The organism is Parafannyhessea umbonata (assembly GCF_900105025.1).
Lineage (GTDB): Bacteria > Actinomycetota > Coriobacteriia > Coriobacteriales > Atopobiaceae > Parafannyhessea > Parafannyhessea umbonata.
This window is the reverse complement of record NZ_LT629759.1, coordinates 793,299-809,284: the sequence shown is the minus strand read 5'-3', so window position 1 is coordinate 809,284 and position 15,986 is coordinate 793,299. Positions and strand designations below refer to the sequence as shown.

Sequence of the window (15,986 nt, the reverse complement as noted above, 5' to 3'; positions counted from 1 at the left end):
CGCTTGCCTAGATCACGTAGCACCACGCCGGCTCCACGTCGTCCGGCTTGTGGACGATGGTCTCCTGGTTCAGGATGACGCGCGCGTTCTGCGGGACGGACTCGCACACGAAGGCGGAACCGCTGATGACGGCACCGCTGCCGATGACGGTCTCGCCGCCCAGGATTGACGCGTTCGAGTACACCGTGACGTAGTCGCCGAGCGTGGGGTGACGCTTCTTTCCCGAGAGGAGCTGGCCCTTGCGGGTTGAGAGCGCGCCGAGCGTGACGCCTTGGTAGATCTTAACGTGGTCGCCGATGTCGGTCGTCTCGCCGATGACGACGCCCGTGCCGTGGTCTATGAAGAAGTACTTGCCGATGTTCGCGCCGGGGTTGATGTCGATCCCCGTCTTGCTGTGGGCGTGCTCACTCATCAGGCGCGGGATGAGGGGCACGTCCAGCCCGTACAGCACGTGCGCGATTCGGTACACGAAGATGGCGTACAGGCCGGGATAGGCTACGAGGACCTCCTCGAGGCTACCAGCCGCCGGGTCCCCGTCGTAGAGCGCCTGAATGTCCGTCATCAGGAGCTCGAGCACCTGGGGAAGGCTGTCCAAAAACACGTTCGCCACGTGGGAGGCGCGCTTGCCCGCCTCGTCGCGACCAAGGTCGCCGTCGTCGAACAGCAGAGCCTCCAGCACCTGCCCCTGCAGCACGCGCTCGATGTGAAGTATGCGCTCGCGCGTGAGATAGTCGTTGCTCTCCCCCGCCGCGCTCTCGTTGTCGAAGTAGCCGGGAAACAGCAGGCACCGTATGTCCGAGATCAACTGGACGCAGGCGCTCCTGCTTGGAAAGTGACGCCGCGAACCGCCGAAGAAGCTCTTCTCGGCAGCGTACTCCACGTTCATGGCGGCCAGTCGCTCCGCCACACCGCAACTCTTCATGCTCATCACCCCATGGTCCGCGCGCGGACGTCGTCCCAAACAAAAACCCACCGCCACGCTATGAGTTGGCGGTGGGTCAATGCTACATCAGTCGGGCGCCCTCGGCTAGACGCGGGTTTTCGCTACGACCTGAAGTTCGTGCTGGAGTCGGAGTCCTTGAGGATGACGTCGTGCGCACCGCCCTCGACGAGAGAGGTGGACGAGACGAGCGTGATCTTCGCCTTGTCGCGCAGCTCCTCGAGCGTGAGCGCACCGCAGTTGCACATCGTGGAGCGGACCTTGGTGAGCGACTGGTCAACGTTGTCCTTCAGCGGTCCTGCGTAGGGGACGTAGGAGTCCACGCCCTCGACGAACGAGAGCTTCTTCGCACCGCCCATGTCGTAGCGGGCCCAGTTGCGGGCGCGTGCGGAGCCCTCGCCCCAGTACTCCTTCACGTAGTTGCCGTTCACGTTGAGACGGCGGGTCGGGGACTCGTCGAAGCGCGCGAAGTAGCGACCGAGCATGAGGAAGTCGGCGCCCATGGCGAGCGCGAGCGTCATGTGGTAGTCGTACACGATGCCGCCGTCGGAGCACACGGGGACGTAGACGCCCGTCTCCTCGAAGTACTCGTCACGCGCGCGGCACACGTCGATGAGGGCGGATGCCTGGCCGCGGCCGATGCCCTTCTGCTCGCGGGTGATGCAGATGGAGCCGCCGCCGATGCCGACCTTCACGAAGTCCGCGCCGGCCTCCGCGAGGTAGCGGAAGCCGTCCGCGTCGACGACGTTGCCCGCTCCGACCTTCACCGCGTCGCCGTAGCGCTCGCGAATCCAGTCAAGGGTAAGCTTCTGCCACTCGGAGTAGCCCTCGGAGGAGTCGATGCACAGCACGTCCGCGCCGGCCTCGACCAGCAGGGGCACGCGCTCCTCGTAGTCACGCGTGTTGATGCCAGCACCGACGACGTAGCGCTTGTGCTCGTCGAGCAGCTCGTCCGGACGGGACTTGTGGGAGTCGTAGTCCTTGCGGAACACGAGCGAGGACAGGTTGCCGTCCTTGTCGACGACGGGCAGGGTGTTGATCTTGTGGTCCCAAATGATGTCGTTGCAGATCTTGAGCGAGGTGCTCGTGTCGGTCGTGACGCACTCGGAAGCGGGGGTCATGAACTCCGCGACCTTTTTGTTGCGGTCGTCGCGAGACACGCGGTAGTCACGGGAGGTGACGATGCCGCAGAACTTGCCATGCGGCGTGCCGTCCGCGGTGACGGGCATTGTGGTGTGGCCCGTGCGGTCGCGGATGTCAAGCACGTCCTGAAGCGTCATGTCCGGGGTGAGCGTGGAGTCGGACACCACGAAGCCCGCCTTGTACGTCTTCACCTCTCGCACCATCGCGGCCTCGTCCTCCGGGGTCTGCGACTGGTAGATGAACGAGATGCCGCCCTGCTGGGCAAGGGCGATGGCCAGGCGAGGGCCAGACACGGCCTGCATGACCGCGGAGACCATGGGGATGTGCATCTTGATGGCCGGCTCCTCGCCGCGCTTGAACTTTACGAGCGGGGTCTCGAGCGAGACGTTAGCCGGGATGTTCTCCCGAGAGGAATAACCAGGGACGAGTAGGTACTCAGAGAAGGTGTGGGATTCCCCCTCGAAGAACGTTGCCATGCGCAATCTCCTTTGCTCAGTATGCCGTTTGTCGACTCGTTTGCTCACGCCGCCGATGCGATTTGACCGATTGTAACACCTTGTGGCAGGAACGAACTACTTTGTGCCGCCCTCACTCACCACGTCATCAAAGTTGACCGCGATGTCGTGCTTCACGGGCACCCAGTCGACCTTCTTGAACAGGGCCACCACGTTGATGGGGATGTAGGAGAGCTCGAAGATGGGAAACGTGAACACGTTCGCGACCACGCGCCAGCGGTTGCGCGCGTGGATGTGCTTTCGCTCCGATATCGTGGTGATGAGACCCATGAGGAAGAACATCCCGTACGAGGACACAAGCGTGGTCACGATGGACCCCACGCACGCGCCGAGCTCGCTCTGCGTCGCGATGAAGCCACGGCTCGCCGTGCCGATGATGAGGTACGCGAGGTTCACGAACACGGAGATGATGGTGAGGAACATTGCGGGCGACATGGTCATGAGCATGTCGTAAGACGCGAAGAAGCGACCTTTGAATATGCCGCGCACGAGGTCTCGCCAGTACGAGAAGAACACCTGATACCCACCGCGCGACCACCTCATGCGCTGCGTCCACGACGTCTTGAAGTCCGTTGGCTGCTCGTCGAAGAACTCTGCCGGGGCATAGCCGATCCTGATGTTGTGAGAAGCGCAGAACGCCGTGAACTGGAGGTCCTCCGTGAGCGTGTGGAACATCCAGCCGTGCATCCCGCGGATGATAGAGGCCGAGACGAGCCAGCCGGATCCCGAGATGGCGCAGCTCGTACCAAGCAGCATGCGCGCGTTGTTAAGGTAGCGCGACTCGCGCATGAACCAGAGCGAGTAGCCGGCGCTCACCCAGCTGGAGTCGAAGTTCTTGGAGTTTCGGTAGCTCGTGCAGACGAGGAATCCCTGGTCGAAGGCCCTGTTCATGATCTCGACGTAATCTGGCGAGATCACGTTGTCCGCGTCCATCACGAAGAAGCCCTCGTACGGGCACTCCTGCTGGTTCAGGATCCTGTCGAACGCGAAGTCGAGCACCCAGCTCTTGCCGCGTCGCGCAAGGTCGTTTCGCTCCCACACGATGGCACCGGCCTCGCGCGCGACCTCCGCCGTCCGGTCCGTGCACGCGTCCGCGACGACGTAGCAGTCGATGAGGCCGTCGTAGCGCTGCGCCTTTATGGAGCGGACGAGGTTGCCGATGACCGACTCCTCGTTGTGCGCCGCGATCACGAACGCGTACGAGTGGCTCCTCTTCGCGACAGGCAGCTTCACCTCTCCGCGAATCATGACCCAGATGGTATAGAAGACCTGGTAGAGGTATGCGAGCGTGAAGAGAATCCCGACGAGGTTGTTGAAGACCGTGATAGGGGTCGTCCCGAGCCTGGCAAGTTCCACGCGGCATCCTTCCAAAACTTATGGTGGCCCTAGGTGCCGGCCACGAGCAGGGGGCAGATCTTCTCCCCCGCCTGCGTGCGGCCCATAGAGCGGTCATGTAGCGATTCTAGTACAGAGGAGAGGTCGGGGGGCAGGCGGTCTGCAAGCTCGATGGTCTCTCCAGTAACGGGATGATCGAAGCGGATGTGCCACGAGTGCAGGAACTGGCGGCGCAGACCCATGTTCGTGCGGTCGTCGCCGCGCCCGTACAGCTGGTCGCCCACGCAGGGATGGCCGGCGTGGCGCATGTGGACGCGGATCTGGTGGGTGCGTCCGGTGTAGAGGTGGCACTCAAGAAGCGAGAAGCCCTCGTCGAACCTGCCGGCCTCGAATCGCTCGAGCGTGCGGAACGTCGTGATGGCCTCGCGCGCGCCGGGGTCGTCCGAGACCGTCATGCGCAGCCGGTCGCGACGCGAACGCGCGATGCCCGTGGTGATGGTGCCTGAGTCCGGCGCGACGTAGCCGTGCACGAGCGTGACGTAGCGCCTGTCGAGCACGCGTAGGCGGATGAGGTCCTGCAGCGCCTTCTGCGTGGCGTCGTCCTTCGCGCACACCATGAGGCCGGAGGTGTCCATGTCGAGCCGGTGCACGATGCCCGGCCTGTCTTCGCCCTGCAGCATGCCGAGGTGCCCGTAGCCGCAGCGCGCGACGAGCGCGTTCGCGAGCGTGTCGTCCACGTGGCCCGGGCTGGGGTGACACACGAGCCCCGCCTGCTTTGACAGCACGATGAGGTGGTCGTCCTCGAAGCGCACGTCGAGCGCAATGGACGGGTTCGGCGCGAGCGCCCCGTCTTCGGGCTCCGGGTCGGGAACGCGCGCCTGGATGCGGTCGCCGAGGCAGACGGTCTCGCTCTTTGACGTCGCGAGCGTCGAGTTTATGGTGACCTCGCCTGCCGCGACGAGCTTTGCGCACGCGCTGCGAGAAGGGCAGCCGTCCACGCTCGCGAGGAACGTGTCAAGCCGAAGCCCGTCTGACTCCGGGCCCACGAGGGCGTTCACGATGACGGCCATGTCCTTCTCACCCGTTCCTCTCCTTTGCACGGGCGTGGGCCCGGACGAAGCCGGACCCACGCCTTGGGCCTGCAAGATGTTTCGACGCGCGACTACCTGCCACCGGCGTCCCCGTTGGCGCGCTCGCGCCCGGACTCCCACACGTTGTACGCGATGAGCGCGCACACGATGCCGCACGTCACGAAGATGTCGGCCACGTTGAACACCGGGAAGTCGACGAACGAGGTCGCGAGGAAGTCCGTGACGTAGCCGGCGCAAAGCCTGTCGACCATGTTGCCGACTCCGCCGCCCGCGACGCACGCGATGGGCAGCACGAGCGACAGGGGTACGTCCTCGCGCCACACGTACGCGAACGCCACGCACACGACGGCCGCGGCGATGAGGACGAACAGTGGTCCCGCCCCGCGGCCGAGGCTGAAGGCCGCGCCGTCGTTCTTCACGTACAGGAGGTCCAGCACCCCCGGGATGAGGGCCTGGCGCTCTCCCGCGCGCAGGACGGAGCGCACCGCGAGCTTCGTCGTCTGGTCAAGCACCAGCACGAGGCACGCGGCGACCCAGAAGACGATCGCCCGGGTGCCCCTTGCCGAAACCTTGCTCGTCGCTACCACGCTACCGCTACTCCTCGTCCGCGAGCCGTGCCACGACGTCGTGGCACCTCTCGCACAGGCCATCCTCGCCGAGCTCGCGCCAGTTCCAGCAGCGCGGGCACTTCTCGCCGTTGGCGGGAAGGACCTCGCAGGACAGCTCCTCGCCGACGTGCAGGCAGACGTCGGAGCACACGAAGGCCTCCGCCAGGTCGCAGCCGGACTGCGAGAGCGCGTCGTACTGCTCCTGCGGAAGCGTCAGCTCCGCGCGGGCCGCCTGCGTCGTCTTCTCCTCGACGACACCGGACGCCGTGGCCTCCTCGTAGGACTTGGTGAACGCGCCGCGCGCCTCGACGAGCGCCCGGTACGCCGGCAGCAAGCCCTGGTACACGTCCGCGTCGACGGGGTTCTGGTACCAGTCGAGAAGGGCGGCGTACTTCTGGCCGTCGCGCATGGACTCCGGCAGGTACTGCATGATCTCGTCCGTGGTGTACACGAGGACGGGCTGCAGGTCGTGGACGAGCATCGTGAGGATGTGCGCCCACGTCGTCTGTGCGGACAGGCGCTCGTGCGTGCCCTTGCCACCGCAGTACGTGCGGTCCTTCGTGGCGTTGAGGTAGCCGTTGGAGAGCTCCGTCACGTAGTCATACAGGTTGCGATACACCACGTTGAAGCGGTACTCGGAGTATGCCTTCGTCACGACGTCGTGGACCTCGCACATGTGGGCGAGCGTCAGCTTGTCGAACGGCTCGAGCTCGTCGAACGGAACGGCGTCCGTAGCCGGGTCGAACTGGCCCTCGAGCTCTCCGAGCAGGAAGCGCAGGGTGTTGCGGATCTTGCGGTACGCGTCCCCGACGTGCGAGAGGATCGTCTCGTCGCACGGGACGTCGACGGAGGTGTCGACGGACGCGAGCCACAGGCGCAGGACGTCGGCGCCCTCGTTGTCGCACACCTTGTTCGGGTCGATGACGTTGCCGAGCGACTTGCTCATCTTGCGGCCCTGGCCGTCGAGCGTGAAGCCCTGGCTGATGACGGCCTTGTACGGCGCCTTGCCGTACGCGCCGACCGACGTCATGAGCGAGCTCATGAACCAGCCGCGGTGTTGGTCCGAGCCCTCCAGGTACACGTCAGCCGGGAACTTGAGGTAGTCGCGGTGCTTGCAGACCGCGGTGTGGCTGACGCCAGAGTCCCACCAGACGTCGAGGATGTCCTTGTTCGCCTTCAGGTGATGGCTGCCGCACTTGGGGCAGACGCAGGCGTCGCCCAGGTAGCTCGCGGGATCCTCCGTGAACCAGGCGTCGGAGCCCTCCTTGCGGAAGAGATCGATCACCTTGTCGAGCGTGTCGTCGTTCATGACGGTCTCGCCGCAGTCCTCGCAGGTGAACGCCGGGATGGGCACGCCCCAGTTGCGCTGGCGACTGATGCACCAGTCCGGACGCCCCTCCACCATGGAGCCGATGCGCTTCACGGCGTGCGCGGGATAGAACTTGACCTTAGAGAGCTCGTCCAGGGCCTGCTTGCGAAGACCGGTCTTGTCCATGGAGACGAACCATTGGCTCGTCGCGCGGAAGATCACGGGCTGCTTGCAGCGCCAGCAGTGCGGGTAGCTGTGGCTGATGTCCTCGTGCAGGATGAGCGTGCCGCGCTCCTGGAGCCACTCGATGATCTTCGGGTTCGCGTCGTTCACGTTCATGCCGGACCACGGGCCGCCAGTGCCCATGCCATCGCCCTTGTAGAAGTTGCCGTCGTCGTCGACCGGCATCACGACGGGGATGTTGAAGCGCATGCCCGCGTTGTAGTCGTCCACGCCGTGGCCGGGTGCCGTGTGGACGATGCCGGTGCCGTCGTCGAGCGTGACGTAGTCGGCGTAGATGAACTCGCCCTCGACACCCTGGTCGCCAAAGATCGGCTGCTTGTACTTGTTGTGGCAGAGGTCCGTGCCGGACATGCGCCACACCTCGCCGTCGGCGCGGCGGGCGAGCTCATAGGACTCGTACCCGAACTTCTCGCAGTCCTTCTCAACGAGCGCCTCGGCCATGATCTCGGCGCGACCGTCCACGACGACCGCGACGTAGTCGGCCTCCGGATGCAGGATGACGGCGTCGTCCGCAGGAAGGGTCCACGGGGTCGTCGTCCAGATGTCCACCCAGAGCCTGCCCTCGTAGGCCTCGAGGCCCTCGGGCACCGTCGTCATCTCGAAGCGCACGAAGATGGCGGGGCTGACCTCGTCGCCGTACTCGATCTCTGCCTCGGCGAGCGCCGTATGGCAATGGGTGCACCAATGCACGGGCTTGCGGCCGCGGTAGATGGCACCCTTGTCGAAGATCGCCTTGAAGATCTCCACGTCGGTCGCGTCGTAGTCGTGCGTGTAGGTGAGGTAGGGGTTAGCCCACTCGCCCAAGACGCCCAGGCGCTTGAAGCCCTGGCGCTGGGTGTCGACCTGCTCGACGGCCATCTTGCGGCACAGCTCGCGGATCTTCACCGTGGGGAGCTGGTTGAACTTCTCGGTCCCGAGCATCTGCTCGACCTTGTGCTCGATCGGCTGTCCGTGGCAGTCCCAGCCAGGCACGTACGGCGTCTGGTATCCACGCATCGACCAGTAGCGGTTGATGATGTCCTTCGAGATCTTGTTTTGGGCGTGTCCAAGGTGGATCGGGCCGTTGGCGTACGGGGGGCCGTCGTGAAGCACGAACTTCTCGTGCCCCTCGTTCTTCTTGAGCAGCTGGCCGTAGACGTCGTTCTCGTCCCAGTCCTTCAGCCTCTCGGGCTCGTGCTGGGCGAGTCCGGCGCGCATCGAGAACTTGGTCTTGGGCAAGTTCATCGTCTTCTTGTACTGATTTGCCACCTCGTGTCCTTCCCTTCCTGGGCACCCACGAAAAAGAGCGCCCGTCCCTCCTGCTGGGACGAAGCGCTCCTATTACACTTCGCTTGTGACCACCCAGCGAGCGGATTTCCGCCTTACTCGGTAGACCTGTGTCGGCGGTCTCTCCGGCGGCGCCTACTTGCCAGGCAACGTCGGCTTTCGGACCGCAGCTCCGGGGTGATCTTCGCCTGGACACGACCGCGGGCTCCCACCGTCCCCGCTCTCTCTGGGCCGCCCCGTCCAAGGTACTCTCCCCATCAACGCAGCATGCCGAATGATAGCACTTGCCGGCCGTTCGCGGAACAATCGTGGCACGGGCCGACAACTAAATTGACATTTTGCATACCCGGAACTAGCGCCGGGCGAGAAGGACCGCCGCCCTCGCCCAGACAGAAAACGGGGCCTCGCGCGCCGCGGGGCCCCGTCAGGATCTCTTCGCCTGCACCTTCTATCGCAAGGCAGACGCTACTGCTCGCCTCCGTACTTCGGCGCGAAGCCGTCGTCGCGGTTGAGGATGTTCATGAACTCCTCGCCCGTGATGGTCTCCTTCTTCTGGAGGTAATGCGCGATCTCATGGAGCTTGAAGCGGTTGTCGCGCAGGGTCTTGAGCGCGGTCTGGTGGCCCTTCTCCACGATGGCGGTCACCTCGTTGTCGATCTCGGTCGCCGTCGCGTCGGAGCACGTGAGCTCCGTGCCGCCACCGAGGTAGCGGTTGCGCGACTCGCCAAGCGCAACCATGCCGAACTTGTCGGACATGCCGAGCTGCGTCACCATGGCGCGGGCGATCTTCGTCGCCTTCTCGATGTCGTTCGCGGCACCGGACGTCATGTGGCCGAAGATGAGCTCCTCGGCGGCTCGGCCGCCGCAGAGCACAGCGATGCGCTGCTCGTACTCCTCGCGCGTCGTGAGGTAGTGCTCGTCCTCCTCGGCTTGCATGGTGAAGCCGAGCGCGCCGGACGTGCGCGGGACGATCGTGATCTTCGAGACGGGCGTCTTGCCGTCCTGGACGGCCGCGACGATGGCGTGGCCGGTCTCGTGGTACGCGACGACCTCCTTCTCGTGGTCGTTCAGCACCGTGGACTTCTTCTTCTCGCCCGCGATGACCACGTCGACGGACTCCGTGATGTCCTCCTGCGTCACGCGGGAGCGACCCATGCGTACGGCCCTGAGCGCCGCCTCGTTGATGATGTTTGCGAGGTCCGCTCCAGAGGCACCCGGCGTGGTGCGCGCGACGAAGCCGAAGTCGATACCGGGCTCCATCTTCACGTCGTTCGCGTGAAGCTTAAGGATCGCCTCGCGGCCCACCAAATCCGGGAGCTCGACGGGGATGCGACGGTCGAAGCGGCCGGGACGCAGCAGCGCCGGGTCGAGCACGTCGGGCTGGTTCGTCGCGGCGAGAACGACGATGCCCTTGTGGTTGTCGAAGCCGTCCATCTCGGTCAGGAGTTGGTTCAGCGTCTGCTCGCGCTCGTCGTTCGAGTTGATGGACATGCCACGCTTCTTGCCGATAGTGTCGATCTCGTCGATGAACACGATGCACGGGGCCTTCTCGTTTGCCTGCTTGAAGAGGTCGCGTACCTTCGCGGCGCCACGGCCCACGAACATCTCGACGAACTCGGAGCCCGAGATCTGGAAGAACGGGACGTCCGCCTCGCCGGCGACCGCCTTCGCAAGCAGCGTCTTGCCCGTGCCCGGGGGACCAACGAGCAGCGCGCCGCGCGGGCATCGGGCACCGATTGCCGCGTACTTCTCGGGGTGCGAAAGGAAGTTCACGATCTCCTGCAGGGACTCCTTCGCCTCGTCCTGGCCCGCGACGTCCTTGAACGTGACGCCCGTCTCCTTGCCCTTGACCTCCTTGGCGTTCGAGCGGCCGAGACCCCCGCCCATGCCGAATCCGCCGCCGAAGTTCATGGAGGGTCCGTCATCGCCCATCTGCTTGCGCAGCCTCCTGTTCAGGAGGTAGCCGCCGCCGAAGATGAGCACGATCGGGAGGACGTAGCTCAAGATCATGTACAGCCACAGGTTGTCGCTTTCGTCGGGGATCTCCGCCGAGAACTTCACACCGGCGTCGCGCAGGCGCTTCACGAGCCCCGAGTCGTTAGGGAACTGCGTGGTCTCGTACGTCACGCCCTCCTTGTCGGTCGTGAACCTGATCTTGCTGTCGCCGGTGTTCAGCTTGACGGTCTTCACGTCACCGTCGTCCACCATGTCGACGAACTGGCTGTAGCTCACTTCTTGTACCTGGGACTGCGTGATGCTGGGATACAGGTACGCACGCAGGCCGATTGCAAGCGCGATGGCGATGATCAGGTACACGATCATCGATTGTCGCTTCTTCTTGTCGTCCATATCCGTCCTAATCGGTTTCTCCGCACTGTGCGGCCACCCTGCGGGCCGCACGACTTTTCCCATTAATACCCAACGTGAGGGTCTTTAGCCACGGCGACGCGCAAACAACTCCCAGAACGCAACGGCGGAGCTCGCCGCCACGTTGAGCGAGTCAACGCCGCGCGCCATGGGAATGATCACGGTCCGGTCCACGCCGTCGAGCACCGGCCGCGTGAGACCCGTACCCTCCGTCCCGAAGAAGAGCGCCGTCTTTGGGTCCCGCCGAAGCGACGGATCGTCAAGGCGCACGGCCCTTTCGTCCAGCGCCATCGCCACCGTGCCGAACCCCCTCTGGCGAAGCTCGTCCATAAGCGCGCCCGGCCACGGGCGCGGAGCGACAGCCCACGGCACCAGGAACACGTTTCCCATGGAAACGCGCACCGCGCGCCTGTTGAGGGGGTCCGCGCACTCCGGCGCGAGCACGACGCCGTCCACCCCCAGGGCGGCCGCGTTCCTGAAGATCGCCCCCAGGTTGCTCACGTCCACCAGGCCTTCGAGCACCGCGACGGACCGTGCGCCCTCCAGCACGTCGCAGAGGCTCCCTGCGGCCGGCCGGCGCGCGGCGGCCATGTAGCCCCTCGTGACGTTGAAGCCCGTCACCTGGCTCAGCAGTCCCCGGTTCGCAACCAGGACGTCCACGCCCTTCTCGCCCAGGCCGGGAACGGCAGACTCCAGAGCGCCCACGTGGCGCTCGTCCACCAGGACCGAAACCACGTCGAGTTCCCGCTCGAACGCGAGCTTGATCACGAACAGGGACTCGAGGATGACAAGGGCCTCTTCCGGATGCAGGACGCTTCTAAGCTGCCGCTCGGAAAGCCGCAGGTAAGGGTCGAGCCGACTGTCAGCAAGACTTGTGATACGTGAAATTGCCATTGAATTCGTCACCATTCGTTAGGGGGCAGGGCATTTGGATAGAATTGTAACCCGTGAGCATTCGCGGCCCCAAAGGCGCCGCACCGACCATGGAATCAGAGGCATATCGTGACCGACAAGCAGAGACCGGAGCGCCAGCGCATCGACGTGATCAACGCGCGGGGCGAGAAGGTCGGACAATCCTCGCCGCAACGCGACGCCAAGCCGTCTGGCAGAGCCGCTCGCGGCGCGCACTTCAGCCAACCCGCCAACGGGACCAGGGCAGGCCGGACCGCCACCATGGCACCACCCGCGATGCCTGCGACGGGCGCCGTCGCCGCAAACGACCCGCACCTTGACCAGGATGCCATGCGCGTCCACGAGCGGGGCGCGTCCGAGCGCGGCCGCAAAGGACGCCACGGAAAGGCAGCGGCAATCGTCGTAGGGGCCGTCTGCGCCATCTACCTGGGTGGATGTGCCCTTTGGTCCCACATGTACATGCCGAACACCACTATCAACGGAGAGTCCGTCGCATTCAAGACCCCGGACGCCGTCGCGAAGGAGATGTCCAACAAGCTGGGCAACTACTCGCTCTCCGCCAGCGGTGACAACGTGAGCCTCTCGCTCAAGGGCAAGGACATCGACCTGAAGTCCGACACCTCGGCGTATGCCGCGGACACCATGTCAAAGGTGAACGTGTGGGCTTGGCCCGTCAGCATCTTCACTGGAAACGACCTCTCGGCGAAGGCGGACGTGAGCTACAGCAAGGAGAGGCTCGACGCCTTGGTGAAAGCCGCGGTCGACTCCGCGAACCAGAGCGCGACTCAACCACAGAGCGCCACCGCGACCTTCGACGAGAAGGAGAGCAAGTTCGTCGTCGTGAAGGAGAAGGCCGGAACCGCCGTGGACGCGGATGCCGTCACGAAGGCGGTTCGCAAGGCGATCCTGAAGGGCAAGTCCGACCTTGGTCTGGGCGAGTCCGAGCTTGTGCAGCCGAAGTACACCTCCGAGAGCGCCGAGCTCACTAAGGCCGTCGAGACGGCGAACAAGTTCGTCGCCGCGAAGCAGACGCTCACCGCGAACGGCAAGACCGTCACGACCGTAGAGCCTAAAACTATCGCGCAGTGGATAACGTTCGGCGACGACCTGTCCGTCTCCCTGAACACCGACGCCATCAAGCAGTGGGCCTCCGGCGACCTCGCGAAGACGCTCAACACCGTCGGCGCAGAGCGAAAGTACCAGCGCGCGGACGGCAAGCAGGTCACGGTCTCCGGCGGAACGTACGGTTGGAGCGTCGACGGCGACCAGCTTGCCTCCACGCTCGCGTCCAACATCGAGGGCGCGAAGGAGGCTAGCTTTGACGTGCCTTGGTCGCAGAAGGCCTCCGAGTGGAATCCCGGCGGTGCCGACTGGGGAGGCAGGTACCTGGACGTCGACCTCACCGAGCAGCACGTCCGCTTCTACGACGGAGGAAAGGTCATCTGGGAGAGTGACTTCGTCTCCGGCGACCCGACCGAGGGCCACGGCACCCCCACCGGCGTCTACTCCATCAACGGCAACAAGGGCACTGACCAGACGCTAAAGGGTCTCGACGAGAACCACGACGGACAGCCCGACTACACGAGCCATGTGAACTACTGGATGCCGTTCATCACCAACCTGGTGGCGTTCCACGACGCTCCGTGGAGATCCACATTTGGCGGCACCGTCTACCAGGGCAACGGCAGCCACGGGTGCATCAACCTCCCTGCGGCAGCCGCAAAGCAGCTTTACGACATCACGAAGGTCGGCGACGTCGTAGTGGTGCATGGCTAGGAGCGACACGCTAGACGACAAGCCTTAATGCGAGGCAGTCGGATCCATATGGGTTCGGCTGCCTCGTTGTTTGCGTGGCCCATCTCGCCTTCTCACACGCTTCACCGTTCGTGCACGAAATGAGGCGGGCCGGGCTTCGTTAAGAAGCCCGGCCTGCCCCAGCGCGATCGTTTGCGCAGCTGCGTCGAACTAGAACGGCATCTTTCCGCCCATGCCCATGTTGCGCATCATGTTGGTCATCTGACGGCGTGTCTTACGAGAGTTGCCGCCGCCATTGGTGAGCTGTCGCATCTTGCCCATCATCTTGTCCATCTCGGACCACTGCTTCAGGAGCTGGTTCACCTCCTGGACGGACCTGCCGGAGCCCTTCGCGATGCGCTTGCGCCTCTGGCCGTTGATGGTCTTGGGCTTTGCGCGCTCCTGCTTTGTCATGGAGTGGATCATGGCCTCGATGCGCGTGATCTGCTCGTCCGAGACGGCGCCCCCTGCCTGCTGGAGTGCGCGCTCGCCGCCGGGAAGCGACGCCAGAATCTTCTTAAGGCCGCCCATCTTCCTGATCTGCTGCATCTGCGTGAGCATGTCGTCCATCGTGAAGCCCTCGCGCAGCATGCGCTCGGCATCGTCGATGTCCTTCTGGTCCGTGACCCGCTGGGCCTCCTCGATAATGCTGACGACGTCACCCATGCCGAGGATGCGCTTCGCCATGCGGTCCGGATGGAACACCTCGAGGGAGTCGGGCTTCTCGCCCATCGAGACGAACTTGATGGGCTTGCCGGTGACCTCGCGCACCGAGAGGGCGCCGCCGCCGCGGGCGTCGCCGTCGAGCTTGGACATGATGACGCCGTCGAAGTCGACGCGGTTCGCGAACTCGCTCACCACGTTCACGATGTCCTGGCCGGTCATGGCGTCCACGACCATGAGTACCTGATCTGGCTTGACCGCGTTCTTGATGTCGACGGCCTCCTGCATCATCTGCTCGTCTATCTGCAGGCGGCCGGCCGTGTCCACGATCACGATGTCGTTCAGACCGTCGACTGCGCTCTGGATGGACTCGCGGGCGACCTTGACCGCGTCCTTGCCGTCGCCGCGATAGACCTTCACGCCGATCTCGTTGCCGAGGGTCTCGAGCTGGTCGGCAGCGGCGGGACGGTGCACGTCGCACGCGGCGAGGAGCGGGCTGTGGCCCTGTCGCTTCAGCAGGTAGGCAAGCTTCGCCGCAGCCGTCGTCTTGCCGGAACCCTGCAGGCCCACGAGCATGATCACGTTCGGGGTGCGGTTCTGCGCGAGAACCAGCTTCGACTCGGTCGTGCCCAAAAGCTCCGTCAGCTGGTCCAGCACGATGCGCACGACGTTCTGCGCAGGCGAGAGCGACTCGAGCACCTCGGCGGTCATGCACTTCTCCTTGCATTCCGCCACGAACTTCTTCACGACTCGGTAGTTCACGTCCGCCTCGAGAAGCGCCATGCGGATCTCGCGCATGGCGGTGTTGATGTCGTCCTCCGTAAGGCGGCCCTTGCCGCGGAGCTTGCCGAACGTGTCCTGAAGTCGGTCGGAAAGGCTGTTGAACATGAGGTCTACTCCCCCTCTCCCTCACCCACGAGGGCGCGGGCGAAGTCCATGGCGTCAAAGGTCTGAAGGTCGTCAATCCCCTCTCCCACGCCGATGCGGTAGATGGGGAGGTTGAGGTCGTGCGATATCGCGACGGCGATGCCGCCCTTCGCGGTGCCGTCCAGCTTCGTGACGATGAGCCCGTCCAGGTCGAGCGCGGAGTTGAACTCCTTCGCCTGGTTCAGGCCGTTCTGGCCGGTCGTCGCGTCGATCACGAGCACGACTCGCACGGGGATGCTCGCACGTTTGCGCGTCACGCGAACGACCTTCTCCAGCTCGCGCATGAGCTCGGGGCTCGTGTGGAGCCTGCCCGCCGTATCGATCAGCACCAGCTGGGTGCCGTCCTTCTCGGCGCGGTCCAGCACGTCGTAGCACACGCTCGCGGGATCGGCGCCGCGCTCGCGCGTGACGACCTCGACGCCGGAGCGCTGGCCCCAGACCTCGAGCTGCTCGATCGCGGCCGCGCGGAACGTGTCGGCGCCACCGATGAGGCAGCTCTTGCCCTCCGCCTTCGCGACGCCGGCGAGCTTGCCGACCGTCGTGGTCTTGCCCGCGCCGTTGATGCCCACAAACAGCACGCAGGATGGCACGTCCTCGAACGGGTCGCACTCCGCCTTCGCGAACTCCGCCGCCAGGCGCTTCGCAAGCGCGTCGCGCAGCTGGCGCGCGGACTTCAGGCCCTCGCGCGCCGCCTGCTCGCGCAGGTCGTCCGTCACCTGCATGGCGACCTCGGCACCCATGTCGCCCATGACCAGCCGGTCCTCGAGGTCCTCCCAGAAGTCCTCGTCCACCTCGCCGCCCATGTAGAACACTTCCGCGAACGCCTCGCGGGACCGCGCGAGACCGCGCTTAAGACTGTCGAACATGCCCATC

The 15,986-nt window shown here is 64.8% G+C and carries 11 protein-coding genes; 1 reads left to right on the top strand and 10 read right to left on the bottom strand.

Annotated elements, in window-relative coordinates:
• Positions 1–7 precede the first annotated feature (7 nt).
• From BLT96_RS03740 to BLT96_RS03705, 8 genes are all read right to left on the bottom strand, one after another.
• Entirely contained in the window at positions 8–922 is a 915-nt protein-coding gene (locus BLT96_RS03740; protein WP_090864162.1) for a serine O-acetyltransferase, read from the bottom strand.
• A 122-nt stretch (positions 923–1,044) separates the two neighbouring features.
• Entirely contained in the window at positions 1,045–2,559 is a 1,515-nt protein-coding gene (locus tag BLT96_RS03735) for an IMP dehydrogenase (RefSeq protein ID WP_090845692.1), read from the bottom strand.
• A gap of 96 nt (positions 2,560–2,655) precedes the next feature.
• On the bottom strand, positions 2,656–3,954 hold the full coding sequence (locus BLT96_RS03730; RefSeq protein ID WP_090861856.1) for a glycosyltransferase family 2 protein: 1,299 nt from the start codon (positions 3,952–3,954) through the stop codon (positions 2,656–2,658).
• A gap of 29 nt (positions 3,955–3,983) precedes the next feature.
• Positions 3,984–5,003, bottom strand: a complete 1,020-nt coding sequence (locus BLT96_RS03725) for an RluA family pseudouridine synthase (protein ID WP_090861854.1) — start codon at positions 5,001–5,003, stop codon at positions 3,984–3,986.
• 92 nt (positions 5,004–5,095) lie between these two features.
• Entirely contained in the window at positions 5,096–5,611 is a 516-nt protein-coding gene (gene lspA, locus BLT96_RS03720; RefSeq protein ID WP_090861852.1) for a signal peptidase II, read from the bottom strand.
• A gap of 7 nt (positions 5,612–5,618) precedes the next feature.
• Positions 5,619–8,432 (bottom strand): isoleucine--tRNA ligase, encoded by a 2,814-nt coding sequence (gene ileS, locus BLT96_RS03715; protein WP_090861850.1) that lies wholly within the window; start codon positions 8,430–8,432, stop codon positions 5,619–5,621.
• 483 nt (positions 8,433–8,915) lie between these two features.
• The gene (ftsH, locus tag BLT96_RS03710; RefSeq protein ID WP_090861848.1) at positions 8,916–10,799 is read right to left on the bottom strand and encodes an ATP-dependent zinc metalloprotease FtsH; all 1,884 of its coding nucleotides are present in this window, start codon (positions 10,797–10,799) and stop codon (positions 8,916–8,918) included.
• A gap of 84 nt (positions 10,800–10,883) precedes the next feature.
• Positions 10,884–11,711 (bottom strand): TrmH family RNA methyltransferase, encoded by an 828-nt coding sequence (locus BLT96_RS03705; RefSeq protein WP_090845712.1) that lies wholly within the window; start codon positions 11,709–11,711, stop codon positions 10,884–10,886.
• 108 nt (positions 11,712–11,819) lie between these two features.
• Here BLT96_RS03705 and BLT96_RS03700 point away from each other — a divergent pair, with 108 nt between their 5' ends.
• Positions 11,820–13,505 (top strand): L,D-transpeptidase family protein, encoded by a 1,686-nt coding sequence (locus tag BLT96_RS03700; RefSeq protein WP_090861847.1) that lies wholly within the window; start codon positions 11,820–11,822, stop codon positions 13,503–13,505.
• A gap of 189 nt (positions 13,506–13,694) precedes the next feature.
• On the opposite strand, the gene ffh is transcribed toward BLT96_RS03700, so the two are convergent.
• Both ffh and ftsY read right to left on the bottom strand, forming a co-directional pair.
• Positions 13,695–15,074 (bottom strand): signal recognition particle protein, encoded by a 1,380-nt coding sequence (ffh, locus tag BLT96_RS03695; RefSeq protein ID WP_090861846.1) that lies wholly within the window; start codon positions 15,072–15,074, stop codon positions 13,695–13,697.
• 5 nt (positions 15,075–15,079) lie between these two features.
• Entirely contained in the window at positions 15,080–15,985 is a 906-nt protein-coding gene (gene ftsY, locus BLT96_RS03690) for a signal recognition particle-docking protein FtsY (RefSeq protein WP_090861844.1), read from the bottom strand.
• Between the last annotated feature and the right edge of the window lies 1 nt (position 15,986).